This window comes from Roseobacter sp. HKCCA2468 (assembly GCF_037805105.1).
In the GTDB taxonomy this organism is placed as follows: Bacteria; Pseudomonadota; Alphaproteobacteria; order Rhodobacterales; family Rhodobacteraceae; genus M30B80.
In genome coordinates, this window is sequence record NZ_JBBLYN010000003.1 from 64,607 (window position 1) to 85,455 (window position 20,849).

General features: G+C 58.4%; 12 protein-coding genes and 1 tRNA gene. 7 read left to right on the top strand and 6 right to left on the bottom strand.

The window, feature by feature from the left end; all coding sequences use genetic code 11:
- Positions 1 to 2 precede the first annotated feature (2 nt).
- From AAC620_RS08955 to rpoD, 5 genes are all read left to right on the top strand, one after another.
- Positions 3 to 278, top strand: coding sequence for a sarcosine oxidase subunit delta (locus AAC620_RS08955; protein WP_340244390.1), 276 nt, complete (start codon positions 3 to 5; stop codon positions 276 to 278).
- Positions 268 to 3,207 (top strand): sarcosine oxidase subunit alpha family protein, encoded by a 2,940-nt coding sequence (locus tag AAC620_RS08960; RefSeq protein WP_340244649.1) that lies wholly within the window; start codon positions 268 to 270, stop codon positions 3,205 to 3,207. Before AAC620_RS08955 ends, AAC620_RS08960 begins: the two co-directional genes overlap by 11 nt.
- Entirely contained in the window at positions 3,200 to 3,763 is a 564-nt protein-coding gene (locus AAC620_RS08965; RefSeq protein WP_340244391.1) for a sarcosine oxidase subunit gamma, read from the top strand. The genes AAC620_RS08960 and AAC620_RS08965 overlap by 8 nt, the downstream gene beginning before the upstream one ends.
- Positions 3,764 to 3,841: 78 nt before the next feature.
- Entirely contained in the window at positions 3,842 to 5,794 is a 1,953-nt protein-coding gene (gene dnaG, locus AAC620_RS08970) for a DNA primase (protein ID WP_340244392.1), read from the top strand.
- A gap of 93 nt (positions 5,795 to 5,887) precedes the next feature.
- Positions 5,888 to 7,885 carry an RNA polymerase sigma factor RpoD gene (gene rpoD / locus AAC620_RS08975; protein WP_340244394.1) on the top strand — a complete coding sequence of 666 codons (1,998 nt, stop codon included), beginning with the start codon at positions 5,888 to 5,890 and terminating at the stop codon, positions 7,883 to 7,885.
- A 58-nt stretch (positions 7,886 to 7,943) separates the two neighbouring features.
- Here rpoD and meaB read toward each other — a convergent pair whose 3' ends face one another.
- Entirely contained in the window at positions 7,944 to 8,933 is a 990-nt protein-coding gene (gene meaB, locus AAC620_RS08980; protein WP_445322458.1) for a methylmalonyl Co-A mutase-associated GTPase MeaB, read from the bottom strand.
- An 85-nt stretch (positions 8,934 to 9,018) separates the two neighbouring features.
- On the opposite strand from meaB, the gene hrpB reads away from it, so the two are divergent.
- Positions 9,019 to 11,427, top strand: a complete 2,409-nt coding sequence (hrpB, locus tag AAC620_RS08985; protein ID WP_340244396.1) for an ATP-dependent helicase HrpB — start codon at positions 9,019 to 9,021, stop codon at positions 11,425 to 11,427.
- A 2-nt stretch (positions 11,428 to 11,429) separates the two neighbouring features.
- Here hrpB and AAC620_RS08990 read toward each other — a convergent pair whose 3' ends face one another.
- Positions 11,430 to 13,724 (bottom strand): xanthine dehydrogenase family protein molybdopterin-binding subunit, encoded by a 2,295-nt coding sequence (locus tag AAC620_RS08990; protein WP_340244397.1) that lies wholly within the window; start codon positions 13,722 to 13,724, stop codon positions 11,430 to 11,432.
- A gap of 210 nt (positions 13,725 to 13,934) precedes the next feature.
- Here AAC620_RS08990 and AAC620_RS08995 point away from each other — a divergent pair, with 210 nt between their 5' ends.
- Positions 13,935 to 16,838 carry a valine--tRNA ligase gene (locus tag AAC620_RS08995; protein WP_340244399.1) on the top strand — a complete coding sequence of 968 codons (2,904 nt, stop codon included), beginning with the start codon at positions 13,935 to 13,937 and terminating at the stop codon, positions 16,836 to 16,838.
- Between the two features lie 68 nt (positions 16,839 to 16,906).
- Here AAC620_RS08995 and AAC620_RS09000 read toward each other — a convergent pair.
- The 4 genes from AAC620_RS09000 to rfbA all read right to left on the bottom strand — a co-directional run bounded on the left by AAC620_RS09000 (position 16,907) and on the right by rfbA (position 20,826).
- Positions 16,907 to 16,983, bottom strand: a tRNA-Met gene (locus AAC620_RS09000).
- 70 nt (positions 16,984 to 17,053) lie between these two features.
- Positions 17,054 to 17,458, bottom strand: a complete 405-nt coding sequence (gene cueR, locus AAC620_RS09005) for a Cu(I)-responsive transcriptional regulator (protein ID WP_340244401.1) — start codon at positions 17,456 to 17,458, stop codon at positions 17,054 to 17,056.
- Complete coding sequence (locus AAC620_RS09010; protein ID WP_340244403.1) at positions 17,458 to 19,896, bottom strand: heavy metal translocating P-type ATPase; 2,439 nt, start codon at positions 19,894 to 19,896, stop codon at positions 17,458 to 17,460. Before AAC620_RS09010 ends, cueR begins: the two co-directional genes overlap by 1 nt.
- A 69-nt stretch (positions 19,897 to 19,965) precedes the next feature.
- Complete coding sequence (gene rfbA / locus AAC620_RS09015; RefSeq protein ID WP_340244652.1) at positions 19,966 to 20,826, bottom strand: glucose-1-phosphate thymidylyltransferase RfbA; 861 nt, start codon at positions 20,824 to 20,826, stop codon at positions 19,966 to 19,968.
- Positions 20,827 to 20,849 lie beyond the last annotated feature (23 nt).

Consider the following 20,849-nt stretch of genomic DNA (forward strand, 5'->3'; position numbering starts at 1 on the left):
TTATGCGTATCCCCTGCCCCATTTGCGGCGAAAGAGACGGCCGCGAATTTCGCCCCAAAGGCGATATCACCTATGCAGATCGCCCTGCGGCTGAGGCGGGCGCGGCGGCGTGGCACAGCTATCTGCATTTGCGAGACAATCAACCGGGCCAAATCGTTGAGATTTGGCGCCATGCGCATGGCTGCGGGGCGTGGATATCTGTCACCCGAAACACAGTCAGCCACGCCATCCTAGGGGCAGAGTTGCTACGTGATCGAGGACAAGATCATGCGGGTTGAGGGCAAAGGACGGATCAATCGCGACAAGCCGCTCAATTTCACCTTTGACGGCAAAACCTATCAGGGGTTCGAGGGCGATAGCCTTGCCTCTGCGCTTTTGGCCAATGATGTCGCATTGGTCGGACGTAGTTTCAAATATCACCGCCCTCGCGGGATCGTGACGGCAGGCTCGGATGATCCAAACGGCTTGGTTGAACTGTCACGCGGGCCATATGGGGCCGCGATCCCGAACACACGCGCCACCATGCAATCCCTCTATGAGGGGCTTGTTGCGAACAGTCAAAACCATCTCGGGCCGCTTGGGTTTGATCTTTTGGCGGTGAATGATCTGGCCGCGCCCTTCTTAAGCGCGGGGTTTTACTACAAAACATTCATGTGGCCGCGCCGCTTTTGGGAAGCGGTTTACGAACCCCTGATCCGCCGCGCAGCAGGTTTGGGCCGCTTGTCCCGCGAGATGCAGGCAGAACCATCTGAAAAGGCCTTTGGACATTGTGATCTTCTGGTCATTGGCGCTGGCCCTTCGGGCCTGACTGCCGCCCTTGTCGCGGCCGAGGCGGGCGCGGATGTGATCCTTGTGGACGAGAACACAGAACTCGGCGGCAGGCTTTGGCTTGAGGATGCTGCAATTGACGATATGCCTGCGCAAACTTGGCTCGCGCAAATATCGGCCAAACTTTCTGCAATGCCCAATGTGCGGATCATGCCGCGTTGCACAGTCACGGGGGCCTATGATGGTGGCACCTACGGCATGATCGAGCGCGTGGGACTTGAGCACGCCCCAAGTGGCACTGTGCCGCGCGAATGTTTCTGGCGCATCACCGCACGCGCTGCGATTTTGGCCACGGGCGCGGTTGAACGGCCCATTGCATTTGCAGACAATGACCGCCCCGCCATTATGATGGCAGGCGCTATGCGATCCTATCTTGATCGCTACGGCGTTTTGCCTGCGCGCAAAATCGCGCTGTTTGTCAGCACGGATCAAGGACATCGCGATGCGCTTGCCTTGCAGGCCGCGGGGGCAACCCTTGCCGCTGTCATCGATCCGCGCAGCGATGCACCTGCGCTTGGCGATTATCCCCTTTATCGCGGTGCGGAGGTCGTGGCGACACGCGGCCGCAAGCGCATCTCGGGTATCACCATTCGTGACGCCGCGGGGAAAACCACCGATATGGACATTGGCGCTTTGGGAATGTCTGGGGGATGGAACCCCAATATTCACCTTGCCTGCCATATGGGCGCCCGCGCAATTTGGAACGCGGAGAAATCCTGTTTTCTTGCCCCTGAGGGCGCGGTTCCTGCCCTGCATTACGCAGGCAGTGCTGCAGGATATTTCAGCACTGCCGAGTGTTTCACCTCGGGGTTTGCAGCGGCGATCAATGCCCTGTCCGACTTGGGCCTGACAGCCCCTCATACGCCCTGCCCAATCGCCCCCGCTTCGCGCGAGACAGCGAGGCCCCATTGGGTGGTTTCTGGCAAAAAGCGGGCATGGATTGATTTTGCCAATGATGTGACCACCAAAGATATCCGCCTTGCCGCGCAAGAAGGGTATCAATCGGTCGAACATATGAAGCGCTACACGACCCAAGGAATGGCGCCCGATCAAGGACGCAGTTCAAACACGACCGCGATTGCGGTTTTGGCAGATGCCACGGGTCGTGGAATTTCCGAGACTGGCACGACAACCTATCGCCCGCCCTTTGTGCCCGTGTCCCTTGGTGCGATTGGCGCAGGCGCGCAAGGCAAAGGGTTTGCACCCGAACGCTTGACCACCAGCCATGCAGCAAGTGTTGCCCGCAAGGCGCCGATGGTGGCCACGGGCCTGTGGTATCGTGCATCCTATTTCCCACAAAATGGCGAGACAACATGGCTGCAATCCTGCAACCGCGAGGTGGGCTATGTGCGCAATGCGGTCGGTGTTGTCGATGTTTCCACTTTGGGCAAAATCGCCGTGTCAGGCCCTGATGCCGCGCGGTTCCTTGATTTTGTCTACAGCAATATGATGTCGACCCTGCCAGAGGGGCGTGTGCGCTATGGTTTGATGCTGCGCGAAGATGGGTTTGTCATGGATGACGGAACCTGCGCGCGCGTAGGCCCCTATGACTATGTGATCACCACGACCACCGCCGCCGCAGCCGAGGTCATGGCGCATCTGGAATTTGTGGCGCAGGTCTTTTGCCCTAATTGGAAACTCAGCCTGACCTCTACAACAGAGGCTTGGGCGCAATTTGCGGTGGCAGGGCCAAACGCGTTTGACCTTGTGGCGGGTCTGACCACAGACCTGCGCCGCGATGAATTGCCCTTTATGGGATGGGTCGCGCGAGATGTTTTGGGCGTGCCTGCCCGCATTTTCCGCATCTCTTTCTCAGGCGAGGAAGGCTATGAAATCGCGGTTCCTGTGGGCTATGGTGCAAGCCTTTATGACGCGCTTCTGACCCGCGCCGAAGCGATGGGGGGCGGGCCCTATGGGGTCGAGGCCCTCAACGTCTTGCGCCTTGAAAAGGGCTTTATCACCCATGCCGAAATCAATGGCCGCGTGACCGCGGGTGACTTGGGCATGGCGGGGCTATTGTCCAAGAAGAAAAGTGATTTCATTGGCCGTGCAGGGGCAGCGCGCGAAGGCTTGCTTGACCCTGCGCGTCCCACATTAATCGGGTTGCGCCCTGTTGATGGCCAATCAAAAATTCTTGCAGGCGGGCATTTGTTCGAGGCCGATGCAAAACCCAGTCGGGAAACCTCAAAAGGCTACGTATCTTCGGCCTGTTTCTCGCCAACCTTGGGCCATCCAATCGCACTTGGCTTCTTTGTGGATGGGCGCGCACGACATGGGGATCAAGTAAAAATGGTTGATCATCTGCGCGGGCAAGAAACCCTTTGCGAGATTTGCCCGCCTGTCTTCTTTGACCCTGACGGAGGGCGGATGCGTGACTGATCTTTCCCTAGCCCCAGTTGTAACGGGCCCCAGTGAAATCTCTCATGGCGCGATGCAGCTCAGCCTTGATGCCCCCCAAAACATCACGGCACTCTTGCCCCATCCAAACTGCCTTGATGCGGTGAACACGATCCTGAAATCTGATTTGGGCCTAAAATTTCCTGCGCCAAGTGAGGTCGTCACAAACGACACACTGCGGCTGATTTGGAACGGGTTAGATCATGCGCTTCTTTTGGGGGCTTCAGCCCCCCTTGCCCCCTTGGCACCTTACGCGCTTTTGGCAGATCAAAGCGGGGCTTTGGCGCGGTTCACGCTGACGGGGCCTGATCTGGCCGAGGTTTTGGCGCGGCTTTGTCCTTTGGACCTGCGCCCCACCGCCTTCGGGCCACGGCGTTCTGCGCGCAGTTTATTGGGCCATATTGATGCGCTATTTGTGACATCCGATGACGAAGGTCACATCGAGATATTCGTGATGCGATCCATGGCACAATCGGCCCTGACCGAACTGACCCATGCAATGCAAGGGGTGGCCGCGCGCAGATCAGCCGCGCTATGAGTTTGCCCACAGGGTTCTCCACAGAGGATCGCACGGCGGCATCTGGACAGCGCCCGCGTTCGCGCAGATACTCGCCCCATGAGTTTGCCGCCCGGATTTTTGGATGAATTGCGCACCCGCATCTCGCTGTCGCAGGTGGTCGGGCGCAAAGTCATGTGGGACAACCGCAAATCCAATGCGGCCAAGGGGGATATGTGGGCCCCTTGCCCCTTTCACCAAGAGAAAACCGCATCTTTCCATGTCGATGATCGCAAGGGGTTTTATTATTGTTTCGGCTGTCAAGCCAAAGGCGATGCAATCGGCTTTGTGAAAGATACTGAAAATGTCAGCTTCATAGAGGCGATTGAAATCCTTGCGCGTGAGGCAGGGATGCCCATGCCAGAACGAGATCCGCGCGCACAGGAAAAATCAGACGCGCGCGAGAAATTGGCACAGGCCACCGAGGCGGCGGTGCAATTCTATAAGCTACAGTTGAAATCCTCTGCGGCCCGTGACGCGCGGGATTATCTTGAAAAGCGGGGCCTAGATGAAGCTACGCTTGCACGGTTTGAAATCGGCTTTGCCCCATCAGCACGGCGCGGGACCTTTGAGGCATTGCAGGCCAAAGGTATCGCTGCCGAGGATATCATCACCGCAGGGATTGCCAGCAAACCCGATGATGGTGGCGCGCCCTATGATGCGTTTCGAGATCGGATCATGTTTCCCATCCGTGACCCGCGCGGGCGCTGCATCGGCTTTGGTGGGCGCGCGATGGATCCGAACGCGCGCGCCAAATATCTCAACAGTCGAGAGACACCTCTGTTCGATAAGGGGCGCGCCTTGTTCAATCACGGCCCCGCCCGCGAAGCCGCAGGCAAGGGCCAGCCTTTGATCGTGGCAGAAGGCTATATGGATGTTATCGCGCTATGGCGTGCAGGGTTTGAGGCGGCGGTGGCCCCGCTTGGCACCGCCATCACCGCCGATCAATTGCAACTGATGTGGCGCATTTCGCCCGAGCCGATCATCGCCCTTGACGGGGATAAGGCGGGCTTACGCGCCGCAATGCGCCTGATTGATTTGGCCCTGCCCTTGTTGGGTGCGCAAAAATCCCTGCGGTTTTGCATCCTTCCTGAGGGCCAAGACCCTGATGATCTGATCCGTGCCAAAGGGCGCGGCGCAATGCAAACCCTGATTGACGGGGCGCAGCCCTTGGTCAACCTCTTGTGGCAACGCGAAACCGAAGGCCGTGTTTTTGACAGCCCCGAACGGCGCGCCGAATTGGACAAATCTTTGCGCCGCGCCACGGCACAGATCCAAGATCCTGATTTACGCCACCACTACGATACAGCATTCAAAGACCTCAAATGGCAGCTGTTCCGCCAAAAACGGCAGAGTTCCGCAGCACCTAAAACAGCCCGCAGCCCCCGCAAGGCTGGGTTTATGCGCCCTGACTTCCCTCTCGAACCTTTGGCGGAAACCCGTGCCTCGGCCCTCGCTTCAGGGGCAATTAGCGAAAAAGATCTGCGTTGGTCGGTCATCTTGGCGTTGTTGTGTCTTTACCCCGCCTTGCTCGATCATTTTGAGCCGCAGCTTGACCGACTGCACCCTGAGCTGGAGGAATATCGCCGCCTGAGCGCGCATCTTTTGGGGACGCGATGCCGTGACAAAGAAAGCCTTAACCAAGAATTAGAGGCTTTTGGGTTATCTCCCCTTCTTGAAAATCTGCTCTCAATGGGCCATGTGCGCATTACACCGCCCATTTTATCGCAGGGCGCCGAAGACAAAGCACGAGACTGCCTCACGGAGGAATTCGCGAAACTGGCCGCGTGGCATGGGATCGACCATGAAATGGCCGAAGCCCTTGAGGGGTTGGATCGCACCGAAGACGATCCGCACCTGTCATGGCGTTTAACTCAGGCCTTAAAGACGTTACAACAAGCCACAAAGCCGAAAAGAAACGACCAAGCGGATGCCAGTGAAGACACATCTGCATATTCAAACCGCCTGCGCCACTTGATAGAGGAGCGCGTGTGGGAGAAGAAAAAACGTTAATCCGCTTTGCGAATCACTGATTCGCACTACAATGATTTCAGGTGCAAGCGTCAGCCGACCTTGGCCGAGCTTGAACGAAAAGGATAATCGCCGATGGCCAAAGACAGCGATGACGGCAAACCCGAAGGCGAAGAGACCGAAATCGGTCTAGATATGAGCCAAGCTGCCGTCAAAAAAATGATCGCCGAGGCCCGCGCGCGTGGCTTTATCACCTATGATCAATTGAACGCTGTCTTGCCGCCTGAACAGGTCTCCTCTGAACAGATCGAAGATGTCATGTCGATGCTGTCTGAGATGGGCGTGAATATCATCGAAGATGATGAGATCGAGGAAGAGGAAAACAAATCCTCTGGCGGTGAGTTGGTGGAAACCTCCACCTCGCGCGAAGTGGCCTTGGCCAGCAGCGAGACCGAAAAACTGGATCGCACAGATGACCCTGTGCGGATGTATCTGCGCGAAATGGGCAGCGTTGAATTGCTCTCGCGTGAAGGTGAAATTGCGATTGCCAAGCGCATTGAAGCGGGCCGCAACACCATGATCGCAGGGCTTTGCGAAAGCCCCCTGACCTTTCAGGCGATCACCATCTGGCGGGACGAATTGCTAGAAGAAGATATTCTTCTGCGCGATGTGATTGACCTAGACGCCACATTTGGCCGCTCAATCGGTGAAGAAGATGATGATGCGCCCGTGGTTGGTGGTTTGGATGGCGACAACCGCGACAGCGGCAGCGCTGCATCGAACCAGAGTGACGAGCCAGAATTGGACGCGGATGGGAACCCAATCGCCCGCGATGATGACGAGGACGAGGACGATCAAGCCAATATGAGCTTGGCCGCGATGGAGGCCGCGCTTAAACCTCGCGTTTTGGAAACCCTAGATCGTATCGCCAATGATTACATCTATTTGGCCGAAATGCAGGACAAGCGTATCTCGGCCACGCTGAATGAAGATTCGAGCTTTGATTCGGGCGATGAGGCCACCTATCAAAAACTGCGCGGCGAGATTGTGGAATTGGTGAATGAACTGCACCTGCACAACAACCGTATCGAGGCGCTGATTGACCAGCTTTACGGCATCAACCGCCGCATCATGTCGATCGACAGCGCCATGGTGAAACTGGCGGATCAGGCCCGCATCAATCGCCATGAATTCATCGAGGCCTATCGCGGCTATGAACTTGACCCCACATGGGTGGATCGCATGGCCGAAAAACCTGGCCGTGGGTGGCAAGCCCTGATGGAACGCTCCCGTGATAAGGTGGAAGACTTGCGCGCCGATATGGCCCAAGTTGGCCAATATGTCGGCCTTGATATCAGCGAATTCCGCCGCATCGTGAACCAAGTTCAAAAGGGCGAGAAAGAAGCGCGTCAGGCGAAAAAAGAAATGGTCGAGGCGAATTTGCGCCTCGTGATCTCCATCGCCAAGAAATATACCAATCGCGGCCTGCAATTCTTGGACTTGATTCAAGAGGGCAATATCGGCCTGATGAAGGCGGTGGATAAATTCGAATATCGCCGCGGCTATAAATTCTCGACCTATGCGACATGGTGGATCAGGCAGGCGATCACACGATCCATCGCCGATCAGGCCCGCACGATCCGCATCCCCGTCCATATGATCGAGACGATCAACAAACTGGTGCGCACGGGCCGCCAGATGCTGCACGAAATCGGCCGCGAACCCACGCCCGAGGAATTGGCCGAAAAGCTGCAAATGCCACTGGAAAAGGTGCGCAAGGTCATGAAAATCGCCAAGGAACCTATTTCCTTGGAAACCCCGATTGGGGACGAAGAAGACAGCCAGCTTGGCGATTTCATCGAAGACAAGAACGCCGTGCTACCGTTGGACAGTGCCATTCAGGAAAACCTGAAGGAAACCACAACCCGCGTTCTGGCCTCGCTCACGCCGCGCGAAGAACGCGTGCTGCGGATGCGCTTCGGCATCGGGATGAACACCGACCATACGCTTGAGGAAGTGGGACAACAATTCAGCGTGACCCGCGAACGCATCCGCCAAATCGAGGCCAAGGCGCTACGAAAACTGAAGCACCCCTCGCGGAGCAGAAAGCTGCGGAGTTTCTTGGATCAGTGATGCACGGCCTGCCTTGGCTTTTGTTGATCACCAAAGTCGCGCTCATGCGGAAAACCGCCTAAGGGGCCATTTTCCCCAAAATCTCCGCCGCCGCCGCATCGGGGCTGATTTTGCCCGCTGCCACATCACGCACGCGGGTCTCGATAGCGGCGCGGATCGTCTTATCCTCGCGCAACCGCGCCAATAACCCCTCGCGCAATTCTGTCTCGAACCAATGGGCCGCTTGCGTGGCGCGGGTTTCTTCCCAGATGCCTGCCGCCTGCCGCCACTGGGCCAAATTCTGCATCTCGACCCATGCTGTCTCAATCCCTGCCCCTTCCACGGCAGAAACGGCCAGTGCCTTTGGGAACCCTTCGGGGTCTTGCGGGCGTTTGCGCAACAGCCGCAGCGCGCCTGCGTAATCGGCCACTGTGCGGGTGGCGGTGGCACGCAAATCACCATCAGCCTTGTTCACCAAGATCAGATCGGCGATTTCCATGATCCCGCGCTTGACCCCTTGCAATTCATCCCCGCCCGCGGGCGCCAAAAGCAGAACGAAAAGATCGCACATCTCGGCCACCATCGTTTCGGATTGGCCCACACCCACTGTCTCGATCAAGACAACATCAAACCCTGCCGCCTCACAAAGCGACACCGCCGCGCGGGTGCGGCGCGCCACGCCGCCGAGGCTTGCCTGACTGGGTGAGGGGCGGATAAAGGCCGAGGGCGCGCGCGAGAGCTGCTCCATCCGTGTCTTATCGCCCAAGATTGACCCGCCTGAGCGCGCAGAGCTGGGATCAACCGCCAAAACCGCAACGCGCAGCCCTGCATCGGTCAGCATCATCCCAAAGGCCTCGATAAAGGTGGATTTCCCAACACCAGGCGTGCCCGAGAGGCCGATGCGCAGCGCCTCACGCCTATGGCCGCGCAGCGCGTCCAAAAGTGCGGCCGCCTGCGCACGATGATCGGCGCGGCTGCTTTCGACCAAGGTCACGGCACGGGCAAGCGCACGGCGTTCGCCCGCCAAAATCCGATCCTTGAGATCGAGAATATCCAATTCTGCCGTCATCGGGGCTGATTACTCCTTGACCTTACAAGGGCTTTTCTGCCTGTTCGGCCAAGCTACGTCCACCCCGAAAGACTTTTGCCGCCCTATGCGCCTGCCGATTGATGATATCCTGCCCGAGCTGATCGCCGCCCTTGCGCGCGCAGGCCGCGCCGTTTTGCAGGCCCCGCCCGGCGCGGGCAAAACCACCCGTGTGCCCCTTGCCCTGCTTGAGGCGGGGGCGGTGCAGGGTCGTATCCTCATGCTTGAACCCCGCCGTTTGGCCGCGCGTGCCGCTGCCGAACGCATGGCGCAAACCTTGGGCGAGGGGGTGGGGCAGACCATCGGCTACCGCATGCGCGGCGACAGCAAAACAAGCCCTGCCACGCGGATTGAGGTTGTGACCGAAGGCATCCTCACCCGCATGATCCAAGACGCGCCTGATCTGCCTGACATTGGCGCGATCATCTTTGATGAATTCCACGAGCGGTCGCTCAATGCTGATCTTGGTCTTGCCTTGAGTTGGGAATTACGCGGCGCGCTTAGGCCAGATCTAAAGATCTTGGTCATGTCGGCCACATTGGATGCGGCCCCCGTGGCGGCACTCCTTGATGACGCGCCCCTTGTCACATCAGCAGGCCAAGCCTTTGAGGTGGTGACCCATCATCTGCCCGCCCCCCTGCCCAAGGAGACGCGGCTTGAGCGCGCGATGGCCGATCTGATCCTGCAGGCCCTGCACGAAACGGAGGGGGGCATCTTGGCCTTTTTGCCGGGTCAAGGCGAGATTGCGCGCACCGCAGCCCTGCTTGATTTACCCCGCGATATTCGCCTGCATCAACTTTATGGGGCAATGCCCCTGGCCGCACAGCGCGCGGCCATTACACCCGAGGCAGATGGTGCGCGAAAATTGGTGCTTGCCACATCCATCGCAGAAACCTCACTGACCATTGCAGATATATCCGTGGTCATCGACAGTGGCCGCGCAAGGCGCGCGCGGTTTGACCCCGCCTCAGGCATGACACGGCTTGTGACCGAACCCGTCAGCCGCGCCGAGGCGGATCAACGCCGTGGCCGCGCGGGTCGTGTCTCGGCAGGCATTTGTTATCGAAATTGGACGAAGGGCAGCGAAGGCGCGCTACCCGCTTTCCCCCCCGCCGAAATAGAGGCCGCCGATTTGACAGGCTTGGCATTGGAACTGGCCCTCTGGGGCAGCGCGGATGGCTTGGCTTTTCTCACGCAGCCCCCTCTGGGCGCTCTGGCCGAGGTGCGGGCCTTGTTGCAAGGGCTTGGGGGTTTGGACGCCAAAGGGCGGATCACGGCTCACGGGCGCGCGATGGCTGCAATGCCCTTGCACCCGCGTCTTGCGCATATGCTGTTGTCTGGAGATGCGCGCGCCGCCCGAATTGCGGCCCTTTTGGGCGAGCGTGACCCCCTGCAGGGGCAAACTTCGCAAAGTGATCTGAAGCTGCGTCTGCGCCTTTTGGATGACCCTGCAGGAAAATCCCCTACCCTTGCGCGTATCCGTCAGGAAATGGCGCGCCTCAAACCCTTGGCCAAAGGTCGCGCGTTAAGTGACGCGCAATATCTGGCCTTGGCCTATCCCGACCGTATCGGGATGCGCCGCAAGGGGGACGCCCCGCGATATATTCTTTCAGGTGGAAAAGGTGCCATCTTTGACGCAGGCGATGAATTGGCAGGCGCGCGCTTGATTGTTGCCAGTGACCTTGATGGCAACCCGCGCGAAGCCCGGATCAGGGGCGCGCTTGCCCTGACCGAAGCCGAGTTGCGTGACATCTATGGCGATCAAATTGCATGGCAAAAGATTTGCGACTGGAACCCGCGCCTGCGGCGCGTTGAAACCAAGCTGCAAGAAAGCTTTGGCGCGCTCATCCTAGACGAGAGGCATGACCCCAAGCCAAACCCCGAGGAGGTTGCAAAAGCCCTCTGCGCGGGTATTCGCGACCTTGGTCTAAACGCGTTAGGGTGGACACGCGGCGCAACATTTCTGCGGGCGCGCATTGCCTTCGCGGGCTTGACCGATGTCAGCGATGAGGCGCTTTTGGCACAGCTTGAAGATTGGGCTTTGCCCTTCCTCGGCACAGCGCGCACCGCGGATGATCTGGGGCGGTTCGACCCTAGCGAGGGGCTAAAGCTGTTGGTGGGATATGAGGCCTTGGCCGAGCTTGATCGCCTTGCACCTGCGCATTGGACAACCCCCTTGGGGCGACAAATCGCGATTGACTACGGCGATGCCCAACCCGCCATTGCACTGCGCATCCAAGAGGTCTTTGGCGTGAACGAGCATCCGCGCATAGGGCCAGATCGCTTGCCCATTAAATTCACGCTGCTCTCTCCTGCGCAGCGCCCTATTCAGGTGACGCAAGATCTGCCGCAATTTTGGGAAGGCTCTTATGCGGATGTGCGCAAGGATATGCGCGCGCAATATCCCCGCCACCCTTGGCCCGAAGATCCACGCGCGGCTGACCCAACCCTGCGGGCCAAACCACGCGGGACATAACCCTATTCTGCCGCAATCGCGCGGGTGGCTTCGATGGCCTCCCACAGGCGGGCGGGGGTGAAGGGCATCTCAACCTTGGCGCCCATATCCGCAAGCGCATCATTGACCGCATTCGAAACTGCCGCCAACGCACCCACTGTGCCTGCCTCGCCACAGCCCTTCATCCCCAATGGGTTCGCGGTTGAAGGAACAGGACGGATGGAGAAGCCGATAAAGGGCATATTATCGGCACGCGGCATCGCGTAATCCATGAAGGTTGCTGTCAAAAGCTGACCATCTGCGTCATAAACCACGCGCTCGCAAACCGCCTGACCAATCCCCTGCGCAACGCCACCATGCACTTGGCCCTCAGCCAACATTGGGTTCATCATATTTCCGAAATCATCTACCACAGTGTAGCGATCCACGGCCATCACACCCGTTTCGGGGTCAATCTCGACCTCAGCAATATGGCACCCATTGGGATAGGAACGTCCGGGCAGTTTGACATATTCCTGCACCACACACAGATCCGCACGGCCCGCACCGCGCGCGGCCTCTGCAGCCTCTAGGAGCGTAACCACCACATTTGAGCCAGGCGCACGGAAGACACCTTCATCGGCATCGAAATTGACATCATCCGCATCGAGATGATCCGCCATGAAATCGCGCAAGCCACCGATGAGGCTATCACCTGCGGCGCGCAGCGCCATGCCCTGCACAGTGACCGAGCGCGATCCACCCGTGCCGCCACCCATTTCGATCAAATCACTATCACCCTGCACGATCTCAATCGCCTCAAGCGGAAGGCCCGTTTGATCATGGACAAGCTGCGGATAGACCGTTTCGTGGCCCTGCCCGTTTGATTGCGTTCCGACATAAACGCGCGCGCCGGCATCAGTGAGTTCGATCTTGGCCCGCTCATCGGGGTCGCCTAGGATTGACTCGATATAGTAACAAATCCCCGCACCGCGCAGTTTGCCCTTGGCGGCGCTGGCGGCACGGCGTGTGTCAAAGCCTGACAGATCCGCTTTTTCCAAGGCACGATCCAAAAGCGCCCCAAACTCGCCCACATCGTATAGCTCCCCCGTTGCGGTGCGATAGGGCATCTGATCAGGGCGAATGAAATTGCGCCTGCGCAATTCGGCGGGATCCACCCCCAAGACGCGGGCAGCGTGATCCATGCTGCGCTCAAGGCAGAAAATCGCCTCAGGGCGCCCCGCCCCACGATAGGCATCGACCTGCGCGGTGTTGGTAAATACCGCACGGTTGCGGAAAAACACATTTTGAATGTCATAGGTGCCCGTCAAAACGCGGGCGAATAGGTTTGATTGGATCAGCTGCCCATATTGCGAGACATAGGCCCCAAGATTTGACCAACTGTCCAAATGATAGGCCACGAGGCGATAATTCTCGTCAAAGCCAAGCTCACTCACTGTGACCAAATCTCGGCCCGCGTTATCGGCCAACATGGCCTCGGTGCGATCGGACATCCACCGCACAGGGCGGCCCATATGACGGGCGGCCATCGCGGTTAGGAAATATTCGGGATAGCCCATGGTCTTCATCCCGAACCCACCGCCTACATCGGGCGTGGTCACACGGACGTGCGAAGGATCAATGCCAAAGAATTTGGATAGATCACCTTTGGTGCCCCAGACCCCCTGACCATTTACGCCCAGATGGATACGCTCACCCTGCGGTTCCGCGAAGCACCCACGCGGCTCGATTGAATTGACGATAATGCGGTTGTCTTCGATGCGCAGACTGACACGATGTTTGGCCTGTGCCATCGCAGTTTTGACAGCCGCCTCATCGCCATGTTCCCAATTATAGGCCACGTTATCGGGCGCTTCGTCATGCAGCGCCGCGCCGCCTGCAGAAAGATCTAATTTCACGGGCAGGTCATCAATATCCAATTCGATCAGTTCAGCTGCATCGCGCGCCTGCGCAAGGCTATCTGCCACGATGAAGGCCACGGCCTCGCCCACAAACCTCACCCGCGAGGTGGTCAGGACGGGGCGGCGCGGGGCAGCCGCATCGCTGCCATCGCCGTTTTTCACGGTGACATAGCGCATCGCATTCAGATACCCCGCCGCTTCGATATCAGCACCCGTGATGATCATATGCACCCCATCCGCCGCACGCGCGGCATCAAGATCAAGGGTGGTGATAGTGCCATGTGCAACAGGGCTGCGCAGCACGAACCCCACCAAGGCATCCTTTGGCGCAATATCATCAATATAGCGCCCCTGCCCCGTTAAAAGACGAGCATCTTCAAGGCGTTTCACCGATTGGCTTGATCCAAACTTTTTCATGATCCCTCCTACTGGCATGGCGCTGAACTGCGAAACGCGCCTTCGCTTAGGTCGCACAGTAGCGGGCCAGATCGATCTGTCCAGTCTCGCCCGCCGCTTTCTCACGATTTCCCGTAGAGAAGCGCCCCCTTGCCCCTTGGCCTCACCCGCCCCATTGGGTAAGGGAAGCACTGAGAAACCACACGCAGATGCAGCCCGAAGGCAGATCAAATGGAAAAGACATTCGACGCAAAATCAGCCGAAGCGCGGATTTCCGCGAAATGGGAAGCAGGGGAATGCTTTAAGGCAGGGGCCAATGCCAAAGCAGGTTCTGAGGCGTTTAGCATCATGATCCCGCCCCCCAATGTGACGGGCGTGCTGCATGTGGGCCATGCGTTCAACAACACGCTGCAAGATGTGCTTGTGCGGTGGCATCGGATGCGCGGCTTTGACACGCTGTGGCAGCCTGGCACCGATCACGCGGGCATCGCCACGCAGATGGTGGTCGAGCGCGAATTGGCCAAGGAGGGCAAATCGCGCCGCGATATGAGCCGCGAGGAATTCCTCTCCCATGTTTGGGCGTGGAAAAAGAAATCTGGCGGCACGATCATCGAACAGCTTAAGCGCCTTGGCGCCTCCTGCGACTGGTCACGCGAGGCCTTCACCATGTCAGGCGCACCCAATGCACCCGCAGGCGAAGAGGGCAATTTCCATGATGCGGTGATCAAGGTCTTTGTCGATATGTATAACAAAGGCTACATCTATCGCGGCAAGCGGTTGGTGAACTGGGATCCGCATTTCGAGACTGCGATTTCCGATCTTGAGGTCGAGAATATCGACCAGACAGGCCATATGTGGCATTTCAAATATCCGCTCGCGGGTGGGGACACCTATGAATATGTCGAGAAGGATGAGGACGGAAACGTCACCTTGCGCGAGACGCGCGATTATATCTCGATTGCCACGACACGGCCCGAAACCATGCTCGGCGATGGCGCGGTGGCGGTGCATCCCGATGACGAACGCTACAAGCCCATCGTGGGGATGCTCTGCGAAATCCCTGTCGGGCCAAAGGAACATCGCCGCCTGATCCCGATCATCACCGATGAATATCCTGATCCAACTTTTGGCTCGGGCGCGGTTAAAATCACGGGCGCGCATGATTTCAACGATTACGCCGTGGCCAAGCGGGGCAATATCCCCTGCTATCGCCTGATGGACACACGCGCGCATCTGCGCGCCGATGGCGCAGCCTATGCCGAGGCCGCGAAGACTGCGCAGGAAGTGGCCAATGGGGACAAGACCCTGACCGAGGCCGAAGTGGACGCGCTGAACCTTGTTCCCGACCATCTGCGCGGGATGGAGCGTTACGCCGCCCGTGATGCGGTTGTGGCGGAGATCACCGCCGAAGGTCTGGCCGTGATGACCCGCGCCGATGACCCCCGCCTTGGCAAAGCCGCGCTGAAACCAGACGCGGAAGGCGCGGATGCCTTGGTGCCTTTGGTCGAGGAAAAGACCATCACGCAACCCTTCGGGGATCGCTCAAAGGTCGTGATCGAACCGATGCTGACCGACCAATGGTTTGTAGACACCGCCAAGATCGTGGAACCCGCGCTAGAGGCCGTGCGCACGGGCCGCACGCGGATCATGCCCGAACAACACCGCAAGGTTTATTTCCACTGGCTGGAAAATATCGAGCCATGGACGATCTCGCGGCAGTTGTGGTGGGGGCATCAGATTCCTGTGTGGTATGATGACGAAGGCGGAATGTATTGCGCCCCAACAGAGGCAGAAGCGCAGGCGATGGCAGGCGGCAAATCCCTGACCCGCGACCCCGATGTTCTCGACACTTGGTTCTCCTCTGGCCTTTGGCCCATCGGCACGCTTGGCTGGCCTGAAAAGACACCAGAATTGGAACGCTATTTCCCGACCTCAACGCTTGTGTCGGGCTTTGACATCATCTTCTTCTGGGTTGCGCGGATGATGATGATGCAATTGGCCGTGGTCGATGACATCCCCTTCCGTGACGTTTACGTCCACGCGTTGGTGCGCGATGAAAAGGGGCGCAAGATGTCGAAGAGTATCGGCAACGTGCTTGATCCCCTCGAATTGATTGACGAGTTTGGCGCGGATGCGCTGCGCTTTACGCTGACCTCCATGGCCGCGATGGGGCGCGATTTGAAACTGTCTAAAGACCGCATCGCGGGCTATCGCAATTTCGGCACGAAACTGTGGAACGCCGCACGGTTTGCGGAAATGAACGATTGCAAACCTGTTGACGGGTTTGATCCAAAATCGGTCAGCCAAACTGTGAACAAATGGATCATCGGCGAAACCGCACAGGCGCGTGTGGCCCATGATGAGGCGCTGTCGCAATATCGGTTCAACGATGCGGCAAACGGGCTTTATGCTTTTGTCTGGGGCAAGGTGTGCGATTGGTATGTCGAATTCGCCAAGCCGCTTTTTGCCTCTGATGACGCGGCTGTCATCGCCGAAACCCGCGCGACCATGGCATGGGTGATCGACCAATGTCTGATCCTTTTGCACCCCACAATGCCCTTCATCACCGAAGAGCTGTGGGGCGAGATTGCAGATCGCCCCAAGATGCTGGTGCATACAGATTGGCCCGACTATGGCGCGGAACTGGTCGATGCCGAGGCCGCACGCGAGATGACTTGGGTGATTTCGCTGATCGAAGAAATCCGCTCCGTGCGCGCGCAAATGCATGTGCCTGTGGGGCTTAAGGTGCAGTTGTTGCAACTTGATCTCGATGCGCGCGGTCAGGCCGCGTGGGACAATAACGCAGCGATGATCGAACGGCTTGCCCGCATCTCGGAGCTGACCCATACCCAGACCATGCCCAAAGGTGCAGTCACAGTTGCGGTTGAGGGCGGCACGTTCGGCCTGCCCGTGGCTGATCTGATTGATGTGGCCGAGGAAAAGGCGCGCTTGCAGAAGCTGCTGGATAAGTTGGCCAAGGAAATCGGCGGGCTGAAGGGCCGCGTGAACAACCCCAAATTCGTGGCAAGCGCCCCCGAAGATGTGGTCGCAGAGGCCCGCGAAAACCTTGCGGCCCGTGAGGAAGAAGAAGCCAAGATTAAAACCGCCTTCGCGCGTTTGGCGGAATTGGGCTAAGATGAACGCGGCGGCGCACGAGCGCCGCTGCTGCGTCAATCACAGTGCTGAATGTGCAAGGAAGGGCTTGGTAGCGGAGGAGGGACTTGAACCCCCGACACGCGGATTATGATTCCGCTGCTCTAACCAACTGAGCTACTCCGCCAGAAGCATCGCGGAAGTAGGACAAGCGGGGGCAAGCGTCAACCTCAAAATCGAAGCGCCCGCGCAGTTTTTCAATCCACCCGCCCGCTTGGCTCAATCGCGAGATCCTCCAAGATTGGACAATCGGGGCGGTGATCCCCCGAACAGCGCGACACAAGATCGGCCAAGGTCGCCCGCATCGCGGCCAATTTGGCCATTTTCGCATCAATATCCTGCAAATGTTGTTGCGCGATCTCTTTCACATCGGCGCTTGCGCGCCCGCGATCCTCGTAAAGGGCCAAAAGCGCGCGGCATTCCTCGATGGAAAACCCCAATTCACGGGCGCGCCCAAGAAAGCTCAGCTTATGCACCTCTTGTTGCGAAAAACTGCGGTATCCGTTTTCGCCGCGCGCAGGGGCAATCAAACCAATTTCCTCGTAATAACGGATGGTTTTGGCGGGCAGGCCCGTGGCCATGGCCGTTTGCGATATATTCATCAATGCCCCCCCACATGACGCAGGCGTAGCGCGTTCATCACCACAAAGACCGAGCTTGCCGCCATCGCGCCCGCCGCCAACATCGGGTTCAAAAGCGGCCCTCCGATCAGGGCCAATGCCCCTGCTGCGACAGGGATCAACGCCACGTTATAGCCAAAAGCCCAAAACAGATTCTGCCAAATATTGCGCAAAGTGGCCCGCGACAGGGTCATGGCATCCACAACACCCCATGGCGCGCCAGACACCAGAACCACATCTGCCGCCTGCATCGCGATATCGGTGCCACTGCCAAGCGCGATGCCCACATCTGCCTGCGCCAAAACAGGGGCGTCATTGATCCCATCGCCGACAAAAACAACGCGCTGCCCCGCCTTTTGCCACGCCGCCACAAGTGCCAATTTATCTTCGGGCTTGAGGCGAGCATGGGCTTCTGTGATGTCCAATTCTGCGGCAAGCGCATCAACCGCAGGCGCCGCATCGCCTGAAAGAAGCGCGATCTTCAGACCCATGCTTTTCAACGCGTCAATCGTGTCGCGGGCATCTTTCTTAGCAGGATCACGAAAGGCCAGACTGCCGGCATAGGCACCATCTTGCGCCAAGTGGATCAGGCTTGCGCCCTGAGGGGGAATGTCTGGGACACTGACACCCAACTCTGCCAAATAGGCCTCTGTGCCTAGGGCGATCTCCGCGCCCCCGACAGTTGCGCGGACGCCGCCACCGATGCTGTTCTGGAACCCTTGCATCGCCGCGATGGTCAGCCCACGCGCCTCGGCCTCGGCCACAATTGCTTGGGCGAAGGGATGTTCTGATCCACGCTCAACACTTGCGGCCAAGGCAATCAGGCGATCTTCGTCTTGCGCGTTGTAACACGCCACAAGCGCAGGCGCGCCCGTGCTGAGGGTGCCTGTTTTGTCAAAGGCCACAATGTCGGCCTGCCGCAAATCTTGCAGTGCGCGCCCCTCACGGAAATGCACCCCCAATTCCGCAGCGCGCCCCGTTCCTGCCATAACAGACACAGGTGTCGCCAGACCCATGGCGCAGGGGCAGGCAATAATTAGAACAGACACGCCAATCACCATAGCCTGCACGGGGGATGGGCCAAAGACCCACCAAAGCGCCGTGGTTACAAACGCCACAGCGATCACGACAGGCACAAAAACCGCCGCAACGCGATTGATCAAAGATTGGATAGGCAGGCGCGTCATCTGCGCCTTTGTGACCATATCCACGATCTGCGCGAGAACCGTTTGCCCACCTGTTGCAGTCACGCGGTAAATGGCGCTGCCCGCGCGGTTCATCGTGCCGCCCACAACACGATCACCCACAGATTTCGTCACTGGAACAGGCTCGCCTGTGATCATGCTTTCTTCAACCAAGGCCTCGCCCTCGGTCACGATGCCATCGGTGGCAATTTTCTCACCTGGTTTGACGCGGATCAGATCCCCGATCCGCAGGTCAGACGCTGCCACCTGCCGTTCGGCCCCATCTTGCAAGAGGGTGGCGGTGTCAGGGCGCAGTTCCATGAGGCTGCGAATAGCTGCGCCCGCCTGACCGCGCGCGCGAAATTCCAAAAAACGTCCCAAGAGGATCAAGGTGACGATGACCGCAGCGGCCTCGAAATAGATGAAACGGCTGGCTTCTGGGATTAAGTCTGGTGCGAATGTGACCACGGTGGAAAAGGCCCATGCCGCCGTGGCCCCCATCGCAACCAAGGAATTCATCTCTGGCGCGCCGCGCAGCAATGCAGGCACCCCTAGGCGGAAAAACACAGCACCGGGGCCAAATAAGACCAAGGTGGTCAGGGCAAATTGCGCCAGACGGGTTGTAAATTCCCCAAAGGTCGCGACCTGCCAGTGATGAAACGCGGGAAAAAGATGCCCGCCCATCTCCATGATAAAAACAGGCAAGGTCAGGAGCGCCGCCAAGATCAACTGTCGCTTTAGCAGGTGCCCTTCATCCTCTGCGCCGCTCTCGGGCTGCACCTCTGCCGCCTGTGTCTCAGGCAGGATTGGATAGCCTGCTTGACGCATCATATCGGTCAAATCGGAAAGGGCCAAATCGGGGGCCGCGGTGACATAGGCCTCTTTCATGGCCAGATTGACTTCAGCTTTGATCACGGCGGGATAGGCATTCAAGGCTTTTTCAGCGCGGGAGGCGCAGCCCCCACAACTGAGATTTTCCACGGCAAAACGCCAGTGAGTGGTCTGCGCAGGGTCAAGCGCAACGGGATACCCCGCCTTGCGCATCGCTGCATCCATCGCCGACAGATCAAACTCTGGCGTGGCTGTCACTTGGGCGGTTTTGGTGGTCAAATTGACCTGAGCAGAACGAACATGCGGCAAGGCTGCAAGCGCCTTTTCCGCCCGCGCAGCACAGCCCCCACAAGAGAGGTTCTCAACAATCAAAGGGATCACGCGCTGCGCTTGGTGGTCTAGCATTCTAAAGGGTCACTTATCATTCAGTTGGGGCATTTCACCCTTCAGATAAGGGTTCCAGTTACTGGAAGGTCAAGCCCCTTTGATGAGTGCCTGCAAATATTGCCCATATTCATTCTTGCCAAACAACTGGGCGCGCGCGGCAAGATCTGCCGCCGAAATCCAGCCTTTGTGATAGGCGATCTCATCGGGGCTGCCCGTCTGCAAACCTTGGCGTTTTTGCAATGTATAGACGAATTCCGAAGCCTCGAGCAGACTGGCATGAGTGCCTGTGTCAAGCCACGCATACCCGCGCCCCATTTGGCAAACATCCAATTGCCCATCGTCAAGATAACTCTGCAAAAGCGAGGTGATCTCTAACTCACCCCGCGCTGATGGGGTCACCGATTTGGCGCGCGCAGGCGCCGTGCCATCCAGAAAATAGAGGCCTGTCACTGCATAATTTGAAGGCGGCACTTCTGGCTTTTCGATGATTTCGCGCACACGGCCCTCAGCATCAAACCCGACCACGCCATATCGCTGCGGGTCTGACACATGATAGCCAAAGACAGTGCCACCTGCTTTGTCATGATCGGCCTCTTTCATCAATTCAGGCAATCCGTGACCAAAGAAAAGGTTATCACCCAAAATCATCGCCGAAGGCGCACCTGCCAAGAAATCCTCCGCCAAAAGATAAGCTTGGGCCAGACCATCGGGCGAGGGTTGTTCAATCCAGTCCAACCGAATGCCCCATTGGCTGCCATCGCCAAGGGCGCTTTTGAACTGGGCTTGATCCTGCGGGGTGGTGATGATCGCAATCTCGCGGATATCGGCCAACATCAGCACCGAAAGCGGATAATAGATCATAGGCTTATCATAAATCGGCAAAAGCTGTTTCGAAAGGGCCATGGTAATCGGATAAAGCCGCGTTCCCGTGCCACCCGCCAAAATGATGCCTTTGCGTGCCGTAGATCCCC